This window comes from Adhaeribacter aerolatus (genome assembly GCF_007991635.1).
GTDB lineage: Bacteria > Bacteroidota > Bacteroidia > Cytophagales > Hymenobacteraceae > Adhaeribacter > Adhaeribacter aerolatus.
The window spans coordinates 44,017-64,065 of the sequence record NZ_BJYS01000010.1 but is presented as its reverse complement, the minus strand read 5'-3'; the positions used below and the strand labels follow the sequence as shown (position 1 = coordinate 64,065).

19 protein-coding genes are annotated in these 20,049 nt (G+C 43.8%); 6 read left to right on the top strand and 13 right to left on the bottom strand.

All coding sequences use genetic code 11. The features are described from left to right. Positions 1–174 precede the first annotated feature (174 nt). Positions 175–1,191, bottom strand: a complete 1,017-nt coding sequence (murB, locus tag AAE02nite_RS08940; RefSeq protein WP_146897333.1) for a UDP-N-acetylmuramate dehydrogenase — start codon at positions 1,189–1,191, stop codon at positions 175–177. A gap of 214 nt (positions 1,192–1,405) precedes the next feature. Here murB and AAE02nite_RS08935 point away from each other — a divergent pair, with 214 nt between their 5' ends. Continuing rightward, positions 1,406–2,584, top strand: coding sequence for a THUMP domain-containing class I SAM-dependent RNA methyltransferase (locus tag AAE02nite_RS08935; RefSeq protein WP_146897331.1), 1,179 nt, complete (start codon positions 1,406–1,408; stop codon positions 2,582–2,584). A gap of 213 nt (positions 2,585–2,797) precedes the next feature. Beyond that, entirely contained in the window at positions 2,798–3,919 is a 1,122-nt protein-coding gene (locus AAE02nite_RS08930) for an acyltransferase family protein (RefSeq protein ID WP_146897329.1), read from the top strand. A gap of 197 nt (positions 3,920–4,116) precedes the next feature. Here AAE02nite_RS08930 and murA read toward each other — a convergent pair whose 3' ends face one another. The 3 genes from murA to AAE02nite_RS08915 all read right to left on the bottom strand — a co-directional run bounded on the left by murA (position 4,117) and on the right by AAE02nite_RS08915 (position 8,689). Continuing rightward, positions 4,117–5,424: a UDP-N-acetylglucosamine 1-carboxyvinyltransferase gene (gene murA / locus AAE02nite_RS08925; RefSeq protein WP_146897327.1), complete on the bottom strand. Its 1,308-nt coding sequence runs from the start codon at positions 5,422–5,424 to the stop codon at positions 4,117–4,119. Between the two features lie 162 nt (positions 5,425–5,586). Beyond that, the gene (locus AAE02nite_RS08920; protein WP_146897325.1) at positions 5,587–6,258 is read right to left on the bottom strand and encodes a DUF4290 domain-containing protein; all 672 of its coding nucleotides are present in this window, start codon (positions 6,256–6,258) and stop codon (positions 5,587–5,589) included. Positions 6,259–6,460: 202 nt separating this feature from the next. Further along, entirely contained in the window at positions 6,461–8,689 is a 2,229-nt protein-coding gene (locus AAE02nite_RS08915) for an ATP-dependent helicase (RefSeq protein ID WP_146897342.1), read from the bottom strand. Positions 8,690–8,911: 222 nt separating this feature from the next. Between AAE02nite_RS08915 and AAE02nite_RS08910 the strand changes: the two genes are divergently transcribed. The 3 genes from AAE02nite_RS08910 (at position 8,912) to AAE02nite_RS08900 (ending at position 11,629) form a co-directional block, all read left to right on the top strand. Then, positions 8,912–9,277, top strand: coding sequence for a BlaI/MecI/CopY family transcriptional regulator (locus AAE02nite_RS08910; RefSeq protein WP_146897323.1), 366 nt, complete (start codon positions 8,912–8,914; stop codon positions 9,275–9,277). 10 nt (positions 9,278–9,287) lie between these two features. Further along, complete coding sequence (locus AAE02nite_RS08905; RefSeq protein ID WP_146897320.1) at positions 9,288–10,757, top strand: M56 family metallopeptidase; 1,470 nt, start codon at positions 9,288–9,290, stop codon at positions 10,755–10,757. Positions 10,758–11,095: 338 nt separating this feature from the next. Then, positions 11,096–11,629: a DUF4142 domain-containing protein gene (locus tag AAE02nite_RS08900; protein ID WP_146897318.1), complete on the top strand. Its 534-nt coding sequence runs from the start codon at positions 11,096–11,098 to the stop codon at positions 11,627–11,629. A gap of 163 nt (positions 11,630–11,792) precedes the next feature. Here AAE02nite_RS08900 and AAE02nite_RS08895 read toward each other — a convergent pair whose 3' ends face one another. Next, positions 11,793–12,506: a hypothetical protein gene (locus tag AAE02nite_RS08895; protein WP_146897316.1), complete on the bottom strand. Its 714-nt coding sequence runs from the start codon at positions 12,504–12,506 to the stop codon at positions 11,793–11,795. Positions 12,507–12,787: 281 nt separating this feature from the next. Here AAE02nite_RS08895 and AAE02nite_RS08890 point away from each other — a divergent pair, with 281 nt between their 5' ends. Continuing rightward, positions 12,788–13,375 (top strand): DUF3109 family protein, encoded by a 588-nt coding sequence (locus AAE02nite_RS08890; protein WP_146897314.1) that lies wholly within the window; start codon positions 12,788–12,790, stop codon positions 13,373–13,375. A 153-nt stretch (positions 13,376–13,528) separates the two neighbouring features. Here AAE02nite_RS08890 and accC read toward each other — a convergent pair whose 3' ends face one another. The 8 genes from accC to pdxA form a co-directional block, all read right to left on the bottom strand. Beyond that, positions 13,529–14,872 (bottom strand): acetyl-CoA carboxylase biotin carboxylase subunit, encoded by a 1,344-nt coding sequence (accC, locus tag AAE02nite_RS08885; RefSeq protein WP_146897311.1) that lies wholly within the window; start codon positions 14,870–14,872, stop codon positions 13,529–13,531. A 106-nt stretch (positions 14,873–14,978) separates the two neighbouring features. Further along, positions 14,979–15,485: an acetyl-CoA carboxylase biotin carboxyl carrier protein gene (gene accB, locus AAE02nite_RS08880; protein WP_146897307.1), complete on the bottom strand. Its 507-nt coding sequence runs from the start codon at positions 15,483–15,485 to the stop codon at positions 14,979–14,981. Positions 15,486–15,488: 3 nt separating this feature from the next. After that, complete coding sequence (gene efp / locus AAE02nite_RS08875; protein WP_146897304.1) at positions 15,489–16,052, bottom strand: elongation factor P; 564 nt, start codon at positions 16,050–16,052, stop codon at positions 15,489–15,491. Between the two features lie 142 nt (positions 16,053–16,194). Continuing rightward, entirely contained in the window at positions 16,195–17,199 is a 1,005-nt protein-coding gene (locus AAE02nite_RS08870; protein ID WP_146897300.1) for a beta-ketoacyl-ACP synthase III, read from the bottom strand. 29 nt (positions 17,200–17,228) lie between these two features. Continuing rightward, positions 17,229–18,170, bottom strand: a complete 942-nt coding sequence (plsX, locus tag AAE02nite_RS08865; RefSeq protein ID WP_146897295.1) for a phosphate acyltransferase PlsX — start codon at positions 18,168–18,170, stop codon at positions 17,229–17,231. Positions 18,171–18,173: 3 nt separating this feature from the next. After that, the gene (gene rpmF, locus AAE02nite_RS08860) at positions 18,174–18,359 is read right to left on the bottom strand and encodes a 50S ribosomal protein L32 (RefSeq protein WP_146897292.1); all 186 of its coding nucleotides are present in this window, start codon (positions 18,357–18,359) and stop codon (positions 18,174–18,176) included. A 31-nt stretch (positions 18,360–18,390) separates the two neighbouring features. Then, complete coding sequence (locus tag AAE02nite_RS08855; protein WP_146897289.1) at positions 18,391–18,933, bottom strand: YceD family protein; 543 nt, start codon at positions 18,931–18,933, stop codon at positions 18,391–18,393. Positions 18,934–19,002: 69 nt separating this feature from the next. Beyond that, a complete protein-coding gene (gene pdxA / locus AAE02nite_RS08850; RefSeq protein ID WP_146897286.1) occupies positions 19,003–20,025 on the bottom strand; it encodes a 4-hydroxythreonine-4-phosphate dehydrogenase PdxA in 1,023 nt (340 codons plus the stop codon). Positions 20,026–20,049: the final 24 nt, after the last annotated feature.

The following is a 20,049-nucleotide window of genomic DNA, read 5'->3' as shown; positions in this document are numbered from 1 at the left end:
AAAGTCCTGATTCAATTTCAGGCCTTTGAAATAATATTGCTGTGATTTAGTTATGGTTTTTATTTGTACTAAAAGTAGGAGGCACTCGCTATAAATAAGCAAAATGGCCCAAGGAATACTTGAGCCGGATTATTGATTAAATTAATCTTTATAAAAGAAGTATTTAAAAGTACTTTAAATAATATTTACTTCGGGCTGCAGCGTAATGCCAAATTTTTGCCGCACCGATTCTATTATTTCATAGGCCAGGGCACGAATTTGATTTCCTTCGGCGCCACCGTAATTTACCAGCACCAGGGCCTGGTCTTTATGTACGCCATAATTATTTATTTTCTTGCCTTTCCAGCCGCAGTGTTCAATCAGCCAGCCGGCCGGTACCTTAATATTGCCATGAGCAGCCGGGTAACTCGGAATAGCGGGATATTGTTCTTTTAGATCTGCAAACTGCTCTGGTGAGATTTCCGGGTTTTTAAAAAAAGAACCGGCATTACCAATAAGGGCCGGGTCGGGCAATTTGCTTTGCCGGATAGCAATAACCGCATCGCTTAAGGCTTTTAAAGTAATGTTCTTAACTTGCATGGCTTCCAGGGTGTTACTAATGGCCCCGTAAGATGTATTAAATACCGGTTTTTTACTTAACTGTAAAACAACGTGCGTTACAATATATTGGCCTTTCAGAGTTTTCTTAAAAATACTTTCGCGGTAGCCGAAATTACATTGCTCGGCGTTAAAAGTGCTGATTTTACCCGTGCTAATTTCTACGGCTTCGAGGATATAAAAAACATCTTTTAATTCTACACCATAAGCGCCGATATTTTGCAAAGGCGCGGCCCCCACCGTTCCGGGTATCAGGGAGAGGTTTTCAATACCGCCGAGTTCTTTATCTATGGCAAATAATACCAAATCGTGCCAGGTTACGCCACCACCGGCTTCTACCAGGGCCACATCTTCATCTTCCGACAATATATTAATGCCTTCGATTCGGTTGAGCAGCACCGTACCCGCAAAATTTTGCGTAAATAATACGTTGCTGCCGCCTCCCAGCACCAGCAAATTATTCTTATCTATCTCGGGAAGCTTTAGTAACTCCTGCAATTCGGTAACGGACGAGAAACTGGCAAATTGCTTTGCCACTACATCTATGCCAAAGGTGTTCAGGTTCTTAAGGGGGTAATTATATCTTAAATTCATCGGGTATTTTTAACCTTCCTGCAAAAATAAGCACAAAACCTGCTGCAATGCCTAAATAATTTAAACATAAACGCAAGCAGCGTCGCGTGTATGATTAAAAAGTAAATATTAAAGTTGATTAAGAACCATAGAAAATTAAAATAACTTCGTAATAATATTTTTGCTTTAAGTTTAAGCCTTCATTCAAAACCATCAGCATTCTTGCCGGAACCGCATGAAAAACAATTTTTTTGAAATTACCGCTACCACCCAGTTTGGGCTGGAAGAAGTTTTGGCCGAAGAACTCCGGCAGTTAGGCGCCCGCGATATAAAAGTAGTAACACGAGCCGTAGAGTTTAGCGGGGATAAACGGTTGTTATACGCCGCCAACCTTTGGTGCCGGACGGCTATCCGGATACTGGTGCCCTTTGCCTCTTTTTACGTGCGCGACGAAGAAGATTTGTACCGGAAAGTGAGCCGCATCCGGTGGCAGGATTTTATAAATTTAGACCAGTCGTTTGCCATTAATGCGGTGGTCAGTAAATCTACCTTTCAGCACTCTTTGTTTTTGTCGCAGCTTACGAAAGATGCCATTGTCGATCAGTTCCGCCATAAAACCGGCCGCCGGCCCGACGTTGATGTTACCCGACCCGATATCCGGCTGAACCTGCACATGCACGAAAATAACTTGACCCTGGCACTCGATGCTTCCGGTGATTCGCTGCACCGGCGGGGCTATCGCCTCCAGACCAACGTGGCGCCGCTGAACGAGGTACTGGCTGCCGGCCTGATTTTACTATCAGGTTGGGACCGGAAATCGCCTTTTATAGACCCGATGTGCGGTTCGGGAACTTTGTTAATTGAGGCGGCTTTGATTGCCTACAACATTGCGCCGGGCTTATACCGGCAAGGTAATTTTGGTTTTACCCAGTGGCCCGATTTTGATCAGGCGCTTTATGAATCATTAGTAACGGAGGCCCAAGCCAAGCGTTTGCCCGAAGGCGACCTGGAAATTATTGGTTCGGATATAGATCGGGATTACATAGAAGCGGCCCGCAACAATATTACCCAGGCCAATCTGGAAGATGAAATTCGGGTGCGGATGCGCGATTTGCGGGAAGCAAAAGCCATTGGCGACAGGGGAGTGGTGATGCTTAATCCACCTTACGGCGAGCGGTTGGGCACCGATGAAGAAAATATTAATCAATTGTACAAAGCCATTGGCGATACCTTAAAGTCAAATTTCTCGGGCTACGATGCTTATGTATTTACCGGTAATTTGGAAGCAGCGAAGCAGATTGGGCTGCGTACCTCCCGCCGGATACCTTTATACAATGGCGCCATTGAATGCCGATTGCTAAAATTTGAATTGTACCGGGGAAGTAAGAAAACGCCAGGTGATTTACCCGATTAAGGAAGTCTAAAAGTTTGAAATAAGTAGCAGCTGACTTTCAGAAAATACGGCCTAAAATACAGTGGATAGGTAGCGTGGGCAAAGTAGTTTTTTATGCAGGTTTGAGTACAAAGTGCTGAATAGATTTAAACTATTCAATATATTTAGAAGGTCCGGCAAATATTTAAGGCTGGTTAAAATATTCATCAATCAGAGAGCCCATAATAATACCTTATGTCTGTTTCTACCCAACGATTTACGGCCCTGGATGTATTCCGGGGTATGACGGTCTGTTTTATGATTATTGTAAACACACCCGGTAATGGCGCTACTACTTTTAGTCCGTTGCTGCATGCCCGCTGGCACGGCTTTACCCCGACAGATTTGGTTTTTCCTTCTTTTTTATTTGCGGTTGGCAATGCCATGAGTTTTGTAATGCCCCGCTACCAGGCATTAACCCAAGGTCAGGTATTAGGCAAAATATTCAAACGTACTTTCATTATTTTTCTGCTGGGTTACCTCATGTACTGGTTTCCGTTTGTGCACTGGGAAGAGCAGCGTTTGGTTTTTAACCCAATTGGTACCACCCGTATTTTTGGTGTTTTACAACGGATTGCCCTGGCCTACGGCATTGCCGCAGTTCTGATATACTTCCTCAACTGGAAAAGAGCCTTAATCATTTCAATTTTTGGTTTATTCCTGTACTGGGCGCTGCTGCTGCTGTTTGGAGAACCGGGAGCTGAGTTAACCCTGCACGGTAATGCTGTTCTGAAACTAGATACGTGGCTCATTGGCTCGCAACATTTATATAGGGGCGAAGGTGTGCCTTTTGACCCGGAAGGATTATTGAGTACGTTGCCGGCCGTAGCCAATGTAACGGCCGGGTATGCCATTGGCTATTTCTTGCAAAAGAAAGGGAATAATTTTGAGGCTTTAGCCAAACTGTTACTCATCGGCTGTCTGTTGCTGGCCATTTCCTACGCCTGGAACTTAGTTTTCCCGATTAACAAAAAGTTATGGACGAGTTCTTTTGTTACCCTTACCGTAGGCCTGGATTGTATTTTATTGGGTATGCTGGTGTACGTAATTGAACTACTGCATAAAACCAACTGGACATACTTTTTTAAAGTATTTGGCCGTAACCCATTATTTATTTACCTGTTGTCGGAGGTAGGCGCTATTTTATTAAATTTCTTCCGGGTAGGCGATTCAAGCTTATACAAGGCTATTTACCGGAGCTTATTTATGCTGTTGGGAGGTTATATAGGCTCATTTTTATTTGCTATAACTTTTATGTTATGCTGTTGGCTGGTTGGTTATCTGCTCGACAAACGGAAAATTTATGTGCGGGTTTAAAGCCAGCATCCATTACAATTTAAAAATTTACATTAAAAGTAAGCCTGTTCTGGCCAAGATGCGCTAAGGTTAAAAGAGTTGCAACTTTATCTATAAATCACAAGGAAACCCTATATAATAGCAATGACTAAGGCTTTTATAAAAAAACGCCTGGCGTAATGCCAGGCGTTCAATAAGTAAATGCTCTTTATGTAATATTACAATCGCCTTATATCGGCACCAATGGCATTTAAGCGTTTGTCGATGTATTGGTAACCACGGTCTATCTGCTCTACATTGTCGATGATGCTGCGGCCTTCGGCTGAAAGGGCGGCAATGAGCAGGGCTACGCCGGCGCGAATATCCGGCGAAGTCATGCTGATGCCGCGCAACGGTATCTGGCGGTTCTGGCCGATAACGGTAGCCCGGTGCGGATCGCAAAGAATAATTTGTGCGCCCATGTCAATCAGTTTATCTACAAAGAACAGGCGGCTTTCAAACATTTTCTGGTGAATCAGCACGGTGCCTTTGGCTTGGGTAGCTGTTACCAGCGCTACGCTTATTAGGTCAGGTGTAAAGCCAGGCCATATTTGGTCGGCAATGGTCAGGATGCTGCCGTCGATGTAGGTATCAATTTCGTAGTGGTCCTGAGCAGGTAAGTAAATATCATCACCCTGGAATTCCATTTTCACGCCCAGGCTCCGGAAAGTATCTGGTATAATGCCCAGCTCCGGAATTTGCGCATTTTTAATGGTTATTTCGGAGCCGGTCATAGCGGCAAGCCCCATAAAGGAGCCAATTTCAATCATATCCGGAAGCATCCGGTGCTCGGTACCGCCTAATTTTTCCACCCCTTCGATGGTTAATAAATTAGAACCTACGCCGGTAATTTTGGCACCCATGCGGCAAAGCATTTTGCAAAGTTGCTGCAGGTAAGGTTCGCAGGCGGCGTTGTAAATAGTGGTAATGCCTTCGGCGAGTACCGCGCCCATTACAATATTGGCTGTGCCGGTTACCGAAGCTTCATCCAGCAGCATGTACGTGCCTTTTAATTTATTTGGCGCTTCAATATGGAAAAAGCTGTCCTGGGAATCGTAGGTGAAAGTGGCGCCTAGTTTTTGAAGACCAATAAAGTGGGTGTCCATGCGCCGACGACCTATTTTATCGCCGCCGGGCTTGGGCAGCATACAAGTGCCAAACCGGGCTAATAAAGGCCCCATAATCATTACAGAGCCCCGGATAGCACGGCCCTGGGCCACATACGAATCTGTTTTAAGGTATTCCAGGTTAATATCATCGGCCTGAAAGGTGTAAGTATCGGGTGCATTGCGGGTAACTTTTACCCCTAAATCGGCTAATAATTCAATTAATTTATTTACGTCCCGGATGTCCGGAATATTAGAAACAGTAACCGGTTCGGCGGTAAGTAAAACGGCGCAAAGAATTTGTAAAGCTTCGTTTTTAGCACCCTGGGGGTGTATATCGCCTTTTAATTTATTGCCGCCTATAACTTCAAAAGAGGCCATTCAATACGTTTTAAGTTCTATGTAATAATTTTAAGTTAAAGCATACCCCTAGAGCCAATTTTGGTTCTTGACTTTGCTTTAAAGTAGCATTTTGTTCCAGAAAGGAAACAGCTAAAAAGCCGGCTTAAGCAAGTAGAAACTTATTTTCCCAGCCGTAAAGCTTTATTGTTTTCGGCGCTGGTTTTGATTTTGGTTCTGGTTTTGATTTTGCTTTTTGCGCTGAATATTTTGCTGGTTGTTTTGCTGGTTGGTGTAATTACCGGAACCACCTTGTTTTACATTAGAGTCAAACAGATTATTGGCTTCCACATAAGCTAAATCCATATCCAGCTTCCCTTTCGATAGTTCCCGCAAATTATTCAGAATAATTTCGTCGGTAATGTTATCGCGGTTGTACGTTTTGTAAAGGGTTTTCATGAGCTTGCCAATTGAGATAATGGCATTCTCGCGCTCCTGCGGATTTTCGAGCTGAATGGCCCGCTGGATTAGGTGCTCAACGTTTTTGCCGTAATGCTTATAAGTGGGAACCTGGGTAGGCAGTTCCATGCGCTGCGGCTTTTCGTTCAGGTACTCCATCGCGCTTAACGGAAAAGGACTGTCCACATCCAGTTTCGCATCCGACATTACGTACAAGTGGTTCCAGAATTTCTGTTGGGAATCCTGGATTTCGCGCATACTGGGGTTCAGCTTCGCCATCAGGTTCACCAGCAAATGCGCCAGGCGGGTACGGTCGGCCTTATCCGGAACGGATAGAATGTATTTTACTATATTTTGTACATTGATGCCGTATTCGCGCAGCAGCAATTCCTGTTTAAAAGATGAATTAGCAACCATATAAAGGTAGTTTAACAGTCAAAGGTAATATTTTTTTTGGATGTTCGAGGTTCGATTGTTCGACGTTGGAATATTCCGTTCTTAAAATAGATGTTCGATATTCGATTATTCGATATTGGACCAAGCGGTTCTTAAAATAGAAATAATAATTTGTTATTTTTTATACCGAATGGCGAATATCTAACCTCGAACAATCTAACCACTATTCATGAATCCGCAACTTGGCAAAGCTGAGGAGCAGGGTTTTTTCACCGGCTTCTTCAAAATCGATGATGGCTTTGGTGCTGTTGCCCTGGGTATCCATTTTGGCTACCACGCCAAAACCAAACTTGGGATGCTCTACGCGCATACCGGCCTGCAGGTTCGAGGTATCACTCGGAACAAAGTCGGCGGGCGGCACATAATTGGCAGCACTCACTTTTTTAGGGGCAGGAGCTACCAGCGGGCTTTTCTTTTTTAATACTTTATCAAAGGCACTCTGTCCGTCGCTGTATTGAAAGTTCAGGAATGCAGGTTCTATTTCGTCGATAAACCGGCTTTTTTCGCAGGCCCGTAAATTGCCCCACTGGTAACGACTGGTGGCGTAGGAGAGGGTCAGTCTTTTCTCGGCCCGGGTAATCGCCACGTAAAACAAGCGGCGCTCCTCTTCTAAATCGGCCCGGGAATTCAGCATCATCTGGCTCGGGAACAAATTTTCTTCCATGCCCACAATAAACACGTTCCGGAACTCCAAACCCTTGGCCGAGTGGATGGTCATGAGTGTAACGTACTCGCCGGCATCTTCTTTCTTTGTATCTACATCGGTAATCAGGGCAATGTCCTGCAAAAAAGCACCCAGGCTTTTATCTTCTTTTTCCGGATCGTCGACGTATTCTTTAATACCATTCAATAACTCCTGAATGTTCTCGTAACGGGCCACGCCTTCAATAGATTTATCAGCGTACAAATCCTCGATAATACCCGACTGTTTGGCAATGTGCTTGGCGGCTTCAAAGGCATCGTTGGTTTCGGCCAGAACGGTAAAGCTTTTAATCTTCGTCGCAAAATCTTCGATGGGGGAGGCTACCCGGCCGGTTAAAAAGCTTTTGGCGTTGCAAACTACTTCCCAAATAGTATGGTTGGTTTCGTCGGCGGTTACAATAATTTTTTCTACCGTAGTATCGCCAATGCCGCGTTTGGGGTAATTAATTACCCGGCGCAGCGCTTGTTCATCGTTATGGTTAACGGTTAAACGTAAGTAGGAAATTAAATCTTTAATTTCTTTGCGCTGGTAGAACGATAACCCACCCACAATGCGGTACTTAATATTCATGCGGCGCAGGGCTTCTTCCATGGCCCGGCTTTGCGCATTGGTGCGGTACAGAATGGCAAAATCTTCGTAAGAAAGATGGTTGTTCATCTTTTCCTCAAAAATGGCGTTGGCCACCAATTTACCTTCTTCGTTGTCGGAATTTGCTTTAATTACTTCAATCAGCGGACCTTCTTCGTTATCGGTAAAAACCGATTTGCGCAGCTGGGCTTTGTTGTTTTTAATAACCGAGTTAGCCGCCTGTACTATATTTTTGGTGGAACGGTAATTCTGCTCCAGCTTAAATACCTGCAGTTCCGGGTAATCACGCTCAAAATTTAATATATTCTGAATATCAGCCCCCCGGAAGGCATAAATACTTTGGGCATCGTCGCCTACCACGCAAATATTGCGGTCTTTGGCGGCTAACTTGCGCGTAATTAAATATTGCGAATAATTGGTATCCTGGTACTCATCTACCATCACGTATTTAAAAATGTGCTGGTATTTGTTCAGGGCATCTACGTGGTCGCGGAAAAGCACGTTGGTGTTAAACAGCAAATCGTCGAAATCCATGGCGCCGGCTTTAAAGCAGCGGTTCTGGTAGGTTTCGTAAATTTTACCAATTTTCGGGCGCAGCGCTGCTTCGTCGTCGGCCTGGATGGTGGGGTCTTGTTTGTACTGCTGCCACGAAATTAGTTTATTTTTAGCGGCTGAAATCCGGCCCAATACCATACCGGGTTTATATAGTTTATCGTCCAGGTCCATCTCCTTCACAATATTCCGGATCAGGGTTTTGGAGTCGTCGGTGTCGTAAATGGTAAAGCTGCTGGGGTAACCAATTTTGGGCGCTTCGGACCGTAAAATGCGGGCAAATACCGAGTGGAAAGTACCCATCCAGATATTTTTAGCCTCCGGACCAGCTACTTTTTCTATCCGCTGGCGCATTTCTTTGGCCGCCTTGTTCGTAAAGGTTAAAGCCAATATATTAAAAGGATCCACGCCTTTGTTTATTAGGTGGGCAATCCGGTAGGTCAGTACCCGGGTTTTGCCGGAGCCGGCACCCGCAATTATCATAACCGGGCCGTCGGTTTGTTCTACGGCCTGTCGTTGAGAGTCGTTCAGTAGTTTAAGGTAATCCATCGCTGCTAAGCTTTCTAAAGAAAAGAGGGACAAAGTTACGTATTTTTATACGCATCTCCTGCTATATCTAACACCTAAAAGTACCGAATCGTTTTCCTGGTTTTTCTTTAAAATCTTTCCGGTATAAAAGTGAAAAAATATAATTACGAATAGTTCGTAGCATTACGAAAATTCCGTAACATTACAATGTTATCGTAGTATAAGAGAAAAAAGGACTAAATTATGGAAAAGCTTACTCCCCCGGAAGAACAAGCCATGCAGGCCATCTGGAAAACAGGTGAAGGCCACGTTAAATTATTTCTGGAAAATATTCCGGAACCAAAACCCCCTTATACCACCTTGGCCTCTACGGTTAAAAACCTGGAGAAGAAAGGCTATTTAACCAGCCGCTTAGTGGGCAATGCTTACCTGTACCAACCGGTAATCTCGGAAGAAGAATACAAGCAAAAGTTTTTAAGTGGGGTGGTCCGGAATTACTTCGCCAATTCTTATAAAGAATTGGTAAACTTTTTCGTGGAGCAGAAAAAGCTCTCGGCCGATGAATTGAAAGAGATTATCCAATTAATCGAGGGCAAAGACAAAAAATAAAAGTAAAGATATGGCTGCCTTCTTTTTATATCAAATTAAGTTTTCGGTCTGCCTGGCTGTAATTTACTCTTTTTACTACCTGGCTTTACGCAACCTCACCTTTTATACTTGGAATCGCTGGTTTTTATTATCTGGCACCGCCTTTTGCTTTTTGTTTCCGCTAATAAATATAGGGCCGCTGCTGGAGAATCAGGAAGTTTACAACCTGCGAATTATAAAAGAGATCCCCAACCTAAGCAATTTATACACGCCGGTATTTTATACCGATAAAGCTGCTGAGCCGGCTTATCCCATCTTGCAATTTACCGCTATTCTTTTCGGGTTGGGTTTATTGGTGCAGGGAGTTAAATTATTTGTGCAGTTTGTATCTTTTTTCCGCCTTCGCCGATCCGCTACCCGGCTGCAGGATGGGGCGGTTAAAATTTACCAGGTAGATAAAAATATTGCCCCATTCTCGTTTGGGAATTCCATTTTCCTGAATAAAAATCTGTTAGGCCCGCCAGAACTGAAAGAAATAATCCGGCATGAACTGGTTCACATCCAGCAAAAACATACGCTGGATGTATTGTGGCTTGAATTTTTAACTTTGGTTAATTGGTATAACCCTTTTGCCTGGTTGTTAAAACGGGCCGTCAGGCAAAACCTGGAGTTTATGGTAGATAGAGAAATTTTATCGGCGCCCCAATCAGACAAAAAATACTACCAATATCTGCTCTTAAAGATAATTGGAATGCCGGACTTCACAATTGCTAATCAGTTTAATATTTCTTCACTTAAAACCAGAATTAATATGATGAACCGAATGCCGAGTAAGCAACGGGAATTAGGAAGATTCCTGTTTTTATTGCCCATGATGGCGCTGTTACTATGGGCCTGCCAGGATAATGCCGAGGCAACATTTAAGAATTTGCCCAAAGCTAAGACCAAGGGTGCAACTGTAGAGGAGATATCAATTCCGGAAGCGCCGCCCCCGCCGCCAGCTCCCCCTGTACCATTACCAGAAGCGTCTATAACCAAAACAGAGGTTTCGCAGGATCAATCCTTTACGGTAGATGCCTTTTTTAAGAGAAATCCAGCTATTAAAAATTTTAGCCCTGTCCTGAAAGATAACGCCATCGTATCGGCGGTGGTAGAGCTAAAATCAGGTAAGAAAGAGAACTATAATTTTAAAAATGAAGCAGAGTTAGCCCAGTTTCAGCAACGGTATGGATATTTCCCGATTCAAAATCCGCCGCCACCACCGCCACCGGTTATTTCAATTGCGCAGTTACCGGAAGGCCAAAAACTGTTTTTAAAACGCCACCCACAGGTAGAAAATTTAAACTGGAAAAAAGGAGGAAATCTGCTACTTTACCTGAAATCCGGACAGACGGAAGAATACAACTTAAAAACAGCGGAAGGCAGGGCCAAGGCAGAAAGGAAATATGGTAAACTCCCCCCAATACCCGCTTTTGCCAAAAGCATAGATATAACAAAATAATATTACCGGAAGAGTAGACTGCTAAAAACAGTCCACTCTTCTTATTTGGCCGAAAGCATGCCTCAGAGTAGTTAGTCTAGGGCGTAATTCCAGGCTGTACTAGATTCTTTGGTAGTTAAGATTAAATTGTATTTAACTATGTAATATTCCTTAAATAAAGTATTTGGGAAGGATTTATATGTTTAAATATAGGATTATATTGATATCATGATTACGTGTTTACCCTGCGAAAATTCAGTGTTTATTCAGACCAACCTGGTAAACTGCTGATTTTTCAGGCCGTTAAAAGGAAAGATTTCCCAGAGGAACTGCGGGAAAAAACATAATCAGGATAAACTATGAACAAATTACTTTTAAGAAGAAAGATTTTATTTTTATTACTGGCGGCTTTGGGCGCTACCTCCTGCGACGACGATGATGATGACAATGACCCGAAATTAACGGTGCAGGAGTTTATGCAGCAGGCAGCAGCCAGTGATATGTTTGAAATTACTACAGGCGGATTGGCTGCCCAAAAAGGGGTAATGGCGGAGGTGAAAACTTTCGGTGCTATGCTGGTAACAGATCATACCAAATCCAGTGCTGAGCTGAGAACGCTGGCCACCCAGAAAAACGTTGCCTTGCCAAACCCGGTACCCTTGCCAGCTGATAAACAACAGAAAGTAACTACTCTACAAGGCCAGAATGGGTCTGCTTTTGACCGCCAGTTTGCACAAATGCAGGTAGACGCCCACGAAGAAGCAATAGACCTTTTTGAAGATGCCGATGAAGACATTACCGATACGGAAGTACAAGCCTTTGTAGACAAAACCTTACCGGTGTTGCGTATGCACTTACAAGAAGCCAAGAAACTCGAAGACATGACTGATTAGGCCTGCGGAATGTTAAAATAAAAAATACCCGCACCTGATTCAAGGGCGGGTATTTTTTTATCCGAAATTTTTTTATTCAGCCGGGTGGGAGTTATTATTACAAAATTCAATTTCTGAAAAAGGCAGCGAAAGCGTTAAATATTTAATTCCGCTATAGCTAAGCCTACAGTTTACTCACGTATTTTACCAAAGTTCGTTTGGCTATCGGGAGCAACGACTGATCGAAGGAGCAGGGTACCTTGGCAACAATCACAAAGGTGGCCGGGTTTGGTAGTTTTTTCCGTTGTTTTACCAGGCTAACTTTCAGATTTTCGTACGTATTGCTTAAACTCCTTCTAAAAGTATCAATAAAGAGTGTGTTAATGCCCCGGTAAGTTTCGTAAGCATTCTCAAAAATGGTCATCTGGTATTCATATACCCGGGTTTCCTTGCCGGTAAATTCATCCAGAAATAAATAGCCGGCGTCGCGGTAAAGCGGAGTTATGCCAACGGGACTTATCTCCAGATTGCTTTCGATGTAATCATATATCTCCTTGCCATTCTGTAAGGCATGGTTGAATTTGGGCGCGGCAAACTGCACAATTTCTTCAATTTCGCGCATGGTTTCATCGTCTTCTACAATTTTCTGGTAAATAATTTCCAGCTTGTTAAAATCGGCGCGGCTGATACGTTGCGGAAATTGTTCGTATACCAGCTTTTTGTGTTCTTTCACCTGCATGAGGTTATTATAATGCATTATCAAATCTGAAAAAACCGGGTACAAGCGCCTAGCCCCAAATTCTTCTTTTACACCTTCGAGGTAAGCCAGCAGCAGGTACTTCTTATATTCAAAATCAATCAGACCGTCGGTTAGCCAATTGGTTTGCAGTTTTTTCATAAGTAATCGTTTAATCTGGTATTGTAATATAATAAAATTAGGCGGCATTTCCAAGGGTAATTCCCTGCTTTATAGCTATAGTGCAACTAATAAACCAGCCTAAATTTACCTTATGCGGATTTATATCGAAAAATGTAAAATTTGGTTTATTTGGGGCTTATCCCCGCAAGTGCTATCTTAAATTTTTTTGCAGTTCGGTAGCCGCTCTCTATTCCGGGTAATCTCTTTTTTGTGCCGAACCAAATTAGCTGTACTTTTGTCTTTCTTTTAAATATATTATAATGATAGTATTGCAGCACACGGTTATCAGCGACGATCTAAAAGAGAAATTCTTTGTCTGTAACCTCGAAAAATGTAAAGGGGCTTGTTGCGTGGAAGGCGATTTGGGTGCTCCTCTGGCGGAAGATGAGCTGCAAATATTAGCCGATAACTACGAACAGATTAAACCTTACCTTTCAGATGCCGGCGTAAAGGCTATTGCGGAGCAGGGTTTGTACATCAAAGATTGGGAAGGCGATTTCTCTACCACCACCATCAACGATCGCGAATGCGCCTACGCTATTTACGACGAGAATTTAACCTTAAAATGCGGTATTGAGCAGGCTTACCTGGACGGTAAAATAGACTGGAAGAAACCCATCTCGTGCCATTTGTATCCCATCCGGATTACTAAATATGATGGCTTTGAAGCTTTAAATTACGATAAATGGAATATCTGTAGTCCGGCTTGTAGCTTCGGTGCTGATTTGGGCGTGCGGGTTTACCAGTTTTTAAAAGAACCGCTTATCCGGAAATACGGCAGCGAATGGTACCAGGAACTGGAAAATATTATTGCGGAAGAAGAGGGCGTACAGCAAATTAAAAGCTAAAGGTTAACGCTCAAAAATAATAGTTTGGCCGTCAGTAATTGGGGTAAACAATAACTAGGAGTTTGTTAGCCATTAAATTATAGGCTGCGGTTTCATTACCCAAAATAAAAGCCCTGGAATGGCCAGGGCTTTTATTTTGGTAAGAACTGAATATTATAAATCGCTAAAATCGTAAGTATCGAGGTACTTGGTGGTAAAATTACCGGATTTGAAGTTTTCGTCGTCCATCATCTTCAGGTGAAACGGAATCGTGGTTTTAACGCCTTCTACCACAAACTCACTTAAAGCCCGCTTCATTTTTACAATCGATTCTTCCCGGGTTTGGGCACAAACAATTAGTTTGGCAATCATCGAATCGTAATTAGGCGGAATGGTGTAACCGGCATACACGTGGGTATCTACCCGTACGCCGTGGCCACCAGGAATGTGCAGGGTGGTTATTTTACCCGGTGACGGCCGGAAACCATTGCCGGGGTCTTCGGCGTTAATTCGGCACTCAATGGCATGCATCTGCGGATAATAGTTTTTACCCGAAATAGGAATACCGGCGGCTACTTTTATCTGTTCTTTGATTAAGTCGTAGTTGATTACTTCTTCGGTTATGGGGTGTTCCACCTGAATCCGAGTGTTCATCTCCATAAAGTAGAAGTCTTTGTTTTTATCAACTAAAAACTCAATGGTACCTACGCCTTCGTATTGAATAGCATTGGCGCCGGCTACTGCTGCTTTGCCCATTGCATCGCGCAGTTTTTCATCAATAAAAGGAGAGGGGGTTTCTTCAATTAATTTCTGGTGCCGCCGCTGAATACTACAATCGCGTTCCGATAAGTGGCAAGCCTTGCCGTACTGGTCGCCGACTAACTGAATTTCGATGTGACGCGGTTCTTCTACAAATTTCTCCAGGTACATGCCATCATCACCAAAAGCAGCTTTGGCTTCCGTGCGGGCGCTGTGCCAGGCTTTCTCAAATTCATCGTCGGAATTAATAATACGCATGCCCCGGCCACCGCCGCCGGCTGTTGCTTTAATAATTACCGGGTATTTAATTTTATTCGCAATTTTAATACCTTCTTCCACCGATTTTAGCAAACCTTCGGAACCCGGAATGGTAGGTACGCCGGCCTTTTTCATGGTGGCTTTAGCCGAAGATTTGTCGCCCATGGAATTAATCATATCGGGAGTGGCCCCAATAAACTTAATACCGTTTTCCTGGCAAATGCGCGAGAACTCGGCATTTTCTGACAAAAAGCCGTAGCCCGGGTGAATGGCATCGGCGTTGGTAATTTCGGCTGCTGATATTATACTTGGAATATTCAGGTAAGAAGCCGAACTGGCTGCCGGTCCAATGCAAACTGCCTCATCGGCAAACCGTACGTGCAGGCTTTCTTTATCGGCAGTAGAATAAACCGCTACCGTTTTAATTCCCATTTCCTTGCAGGTACGAATTATACGCAGGGCTATTTCGCCTCTGTTGGCAATTAATATTTTTTTAAACATAGTTTCGTGCTAAAAATTAATATTTGGGAAGTCCAAAAGGTTAGAGAAGGAAAATGGAGACGTGTTTACATCTCCATTTTCCTTCTCCTGTATTTAGTTTTCCAAATTAACTGGGATCAACCAGGAATAACGGTTGGTCGTATTCTACCGGCGAAGCATTCTCTACCAATATTTTTACCACTTTGCCGGATACTTCGGCTTCAATTTCGTTGAAAAGCTTCATGGCTTCGATAATACAGATTACCTGGCCTTTTTTGATTTCGTCGCCTACATTTACAAACGCCGGAGAATCAGGCGTTGAAGACCGGTAAAGCGTACCAATCATAGGAGCCTTGATGGTAACATAACGGCTTTCATCGGTATTACTACCCGATTTCGGCCCTACCGGAGGCGCAATAATGCTGGCCGGGTCGCTTGGCATATTTAGTGCCGGAGCGGCCTGGGGCAGAGGCGTTGGTGCCGGTGCGCTGGGTGCTTCCGATACGTACCGGATTTTAGGCGTGTCGGCATCCCGTTTTACAGATAGTTTGAAATCTTCTGTTTCAATATCAACTTTATTCAGGCCCGATTTAGCAATAAAGTCAATTAATTCTTGTAGTTCCTTCGGTTTCATAGGCTATTTAACACGTTCGGCGTAAGTATAGGTACGGGTATCTACTTTTATCAATTCATCCTGCTCGATAAAAAGAGGTACCTGAATGGTGGCACCGGTTTCAACGATGGCGGCTTTAGAAGCATTAGTGGCGGTATCGCCTTTAATGCCTGGTTCGGTATAGGTAATCCGTAATTCCACGAATGGCGGTATTTCGCAGGTAAGTGGAGTTTCGGTTTCGGCGTGGAATAAAATAGTTACTTCCTGACCATCTTTTAATAAATCGGCAAAAGGCACCATCTTTTCTTCCAGCACTACCTGCTCAAAGGTATTGTTATCCATAAAGGTGTAGCCGTAATCGTCTTTATATAAAAACTGGTGCGGACGTTGTTCTACCCTGGCCGTGGTAACTTTTACGCCGGCATTAAAAGTATTGTCGAGTACTTTGCCGGTTTTAATATTTTTTAATTTGGTTCTTACAAAAGCCGGGCCTTTACCTGGTTTTACGTGCTGAAATTCGGTGATTACGTATAAGTCGCCGTTGTATTCCAGGCAAAGTCCGTTTTTAAAATCCGCAGTGGTTGCCATTTTTTTAATGCTATATTTTACTGGTGTGCAGTAATTAATTTTTTATTTGATTTCCCCAAAGATGGGAGATAAAAATCGAGAATAAGATTTAAAAGAAAATAACCTGATTTTAATTATTTATAAAAATCAGGTTATCCGGTTATTAATTTTGTACGGTATCGTAGGCCCACTTCAGGTAAATAGAACCCCAGGTAAAACCACCGCCAAATGCTGCCAACACAACATTGTCGCCTTTCTTAAGCTGAGATTCGTAATCCCACAAACAAAGCGGAATAGTACCACTGGTAGTATTGCCGTAGCGATCGATATTCATCATTACTTTGTCGCTGCCCACGTTCATGCGCGAAGCGGTAGCATCAATTATTCTTTTGTTTGCCTGGTGAGGTACCAGCCACGCAATATCGTCGCCGGTTAAATTATTACGGTCCATTACTTCGGCGGCTACATCGGCCATGCCTTTTACGGCAAATTTAAATACGGTGGTACCTTCCTGAAAAACTGAATGCTCGTTGCGGGCCACCGTTTCGGCCGTTGCCGGGTAACGGCTGCCGCCAGCTTTCATATTCAGGTAAGCCGCACCCGAACCATCCGATTTTAAAATATCATCCAGAATACCTAAGCCTTCGGTGTTGGGCTCCAGCATAACTGCGCCGCCGCCATCACCAAAAATAATGCAGGTAGTCCGGTCTTTGTAATTAATGATAGACGACATTTTATCGGCGCCCACAATAATTACTTTTTTATAACGGCCCGTTTCTATAAACCGGGCGCCGGTGGCAAGGGCAAAAATAAAGCCGGAGCAAGCCGCCTGTAAATCATAGCCAAAGGCATTAACAGCGCCTACGGCTTCACAAATAATATTGGCCGTAGCCGGAAAAACCATGTCGGGGGTCGTGGTTGCACAAATCAGGAGGTCTACTTCCTCGGCCCGGGTATTAGTTTTGGCCAGTAAATCCTGAACGGCTTTAATCCCGATAAAAGAAGTGCCAATGCCTTCTCCTTTTAAAATACGTCTCTCTCTGATGCCCGTGCGGGAAACGATCCATTCATCGTTGGTTTCTACCATGGTCTCCAGTTCTTTGTTCGTCAGAACATAGTCCGGCACGTATCCGCTAACCCCGGTAATTGCAGCAGTAATTTTGGTCATATAAAAAGCGAAAGCCTAAACCGTGCGGTTTAGGCGCTATAAATTTCTTTGAAATGTTCTGAAATATTGGCCCGAACCAGGCTGGAAGCCAGGTCGAGCATATTGGCAATTGCCAGCGGACTGGAAACACCGTGGCCAATAACTACATTGCCGTTTACGCCCAGAATAGGGCTGCCGCCTACTGCTTCATAATTAAAGCGATCGAAAAAAGGATCGGACATATTTTTACTGGCCATAATATCGTAGATAGACTCGGCCATTTTAAGAATGACGTTGCCGGTGAAGCCATCGCATACGACTACATCCGCTTTATCATTAAATAAATCGCGGCCCTCTACGTTGCCAATAAAATTAATGTTCTTATTCCCTTTTAACAGCTGATGAGCGGCCTGGGTAAGAACAGTACCTTTGCCTTCTTCTTCTCCCAGGTTCATTAAACCTACTTTGGGGTTTTTAATGCCCAAAACGTATTTGGCATAAGTGTAGCCAATTTCGCCGAATTGCTCCAGAACTTCGGGTTTACAATCGGCGTTAGCGCCTACATCCAGAAATATGCCGGTGCTACCATTGAGTTTAGGCAGTAAATTAGCGATGCAAGGCCGAATAACGCCTTCCACCGCCTTTACGCTAAACATAGCGCCTACCATCATGGCGCCGGTATTACCGGCACTACAGAAGGCACCAACCTCTTTTGTTTTGAGTAAGTAGTACCCAACGCTAATGCTAGAGTTCGGTTTCTGCGTCAAGGCTTTGGTGGGATGTTCGCCCATCGAAATCACCTCATCGGCATGAACAATAGCAATTCTAGAAGAATTAAAATCTTTCTTCTTTAAGTATGAATGAATAACGTCTTTTTTCCCAACCAGAACAATTGTAATATCGTCTTTTAAACGTTGAGTAGCCAGAATAGCACCATCAATGATAGCCTCAGGCGCAAAGTCGCCGCCCATAGCGTCCAGGGCAATTCTCATACTTTAAGCCGCTACTTCTTTCTCAATTGCTAGCTTGCCGCGGTAGTAACCGCACTCTGAACACACACGGTGATACAGAACTGGCGAGCCGCAATTAGAACACTCAGCGTGTGTGCTGGGCGTTAATTTATAATGCGTTCTTCTTTTATCTCTTCTGGTGCTGGAAATTCTACGTTTAGGATGTGCCATTTTTGTAAACTAATAAACTATTTTTCTATTTTTAATTCTTACTTAAGTTCTTCAGGATATCCCACCGGGGATCATTATTTTCTTCGTTACCTGCTTCGGTTTCGGCCTGGCCGCTTTCCGGAGCAGTAGAATAAATCAGCAAATCGCCTTCTTCGGCTTCGTCTGCGGCAAAGCGCGGATGCAGCTTCTTCATCGGGATAGCCAGTCCGATATAATCGAACAAATGCTGGGCAATATTTATTTTCTGCGCGTTGTGTGTAATCTGTAAAACGTTTTCATCCAGCTCCAACTCTTCATCGCCGTACTTTATCAGCAGGTTCTGATTTAAATCAACCGGATAATCGAAATTTTCCAGGCTGCGGTCACAGGTTAAATTAACCACGCCTTTAATAGTAATATCAAAATTCAGCAACAAAGGCGATTTATCCATCTCTACGTGAGCGGTTAACTGGCCCCCGTTTACCAGGTTTTGCTCAAATATTTGAAAAAAACCATTATCCAGCACAAAGTCGTATTCGTGTTTCTTGTCTTTGAGGCCGACTAAATTTACATCAAATTCCTTTAGCTTCTTCACAGTCCGGTTTTTCTAAGCAAAGCGCAAAATTACTAAAACAATCTTAATTATAAAAATTATAACTAAATATTAAATAGGACTTACCGGCACCAGCTGGCGTTTCCGGATTATGTCGCAGGCCAGGAACAACGCTTCACGGAAAGACGTTTCCCGGGCCAGGTTTTTTCCGGCAATATCGTAGGCCGTGCCGTGGTCGGGCGAGGTGCGCACAATGGGCAAACCGGCCGTAAAATTAACCCCGGTTTCGAAAGCCAGCGTTTTAAAAGGTATCAGCCCCTGGTCGTGGTACATGGCTAATACGGCATCTACCTGGTGGTAGTTGGCGGTACCAAAAAAACCATCGGCCGGAAAAGGACCAAATACCAGGTGACCTTTGTTTTTTAACTGGTTAATGGCGGGTATAATAATTTCTTCTTCTTCCCGGCCCAGTAAGCCTTTTTCGCCGGCGTGCGGGTTTAAGCCCAAAACCGCTATCCGGGGTTTTTGAATGCCAAAATCTTTACGCAACGAGTTTAACAAAAGCGATAGCTTAACAATTAAAAGTTCCGGCGTAAGTTTTTGCGGCACTTCTTTTAAAGAGATGTGGCCGGTTACGGTTGCTACGCGCAGTTTTTCACTGACCAGAAACATCAGACTTTCCGGCGAATCGAAGAAAGAAGTTAAATATTCGGTATGGCCCGGAAATTTAAATTCATCGGCCTGGATATTATCTTTGTCGATGGGAGCCGTTACCAAACCGTCGATGAACCCGTTTTTTAGATCCTGGCAAGCTGCCTGTAAAGACTGTAACGCCGCCCGGCCCGATTCCGGTGTTGGTTTTCCCAGGGTGAGTTCGTAGTCTTCGTCCCAGCAGTTAATTACGTTTACCCGTTTGTTTTCTACGGCTTCGGCGGTTTTGTATTGTTGAAAAGAAAAATTTTCGAGCCCGAGGCTTTTGCGCATTTTATTTACCAGGGGGCCGGAGCCGTAAATAATGGGGTTGCAAAAATTTAAGATACGGTTATCGGCCAGGGTTTTTAAAATTACCTCGGGGCCAATGCCGTTAAAATCGCCGAGGCTAATGCCTATTTTTATTTTGGTTTTTGTTTCCACTATGGTTGGTCAGGAGCGCTTAAT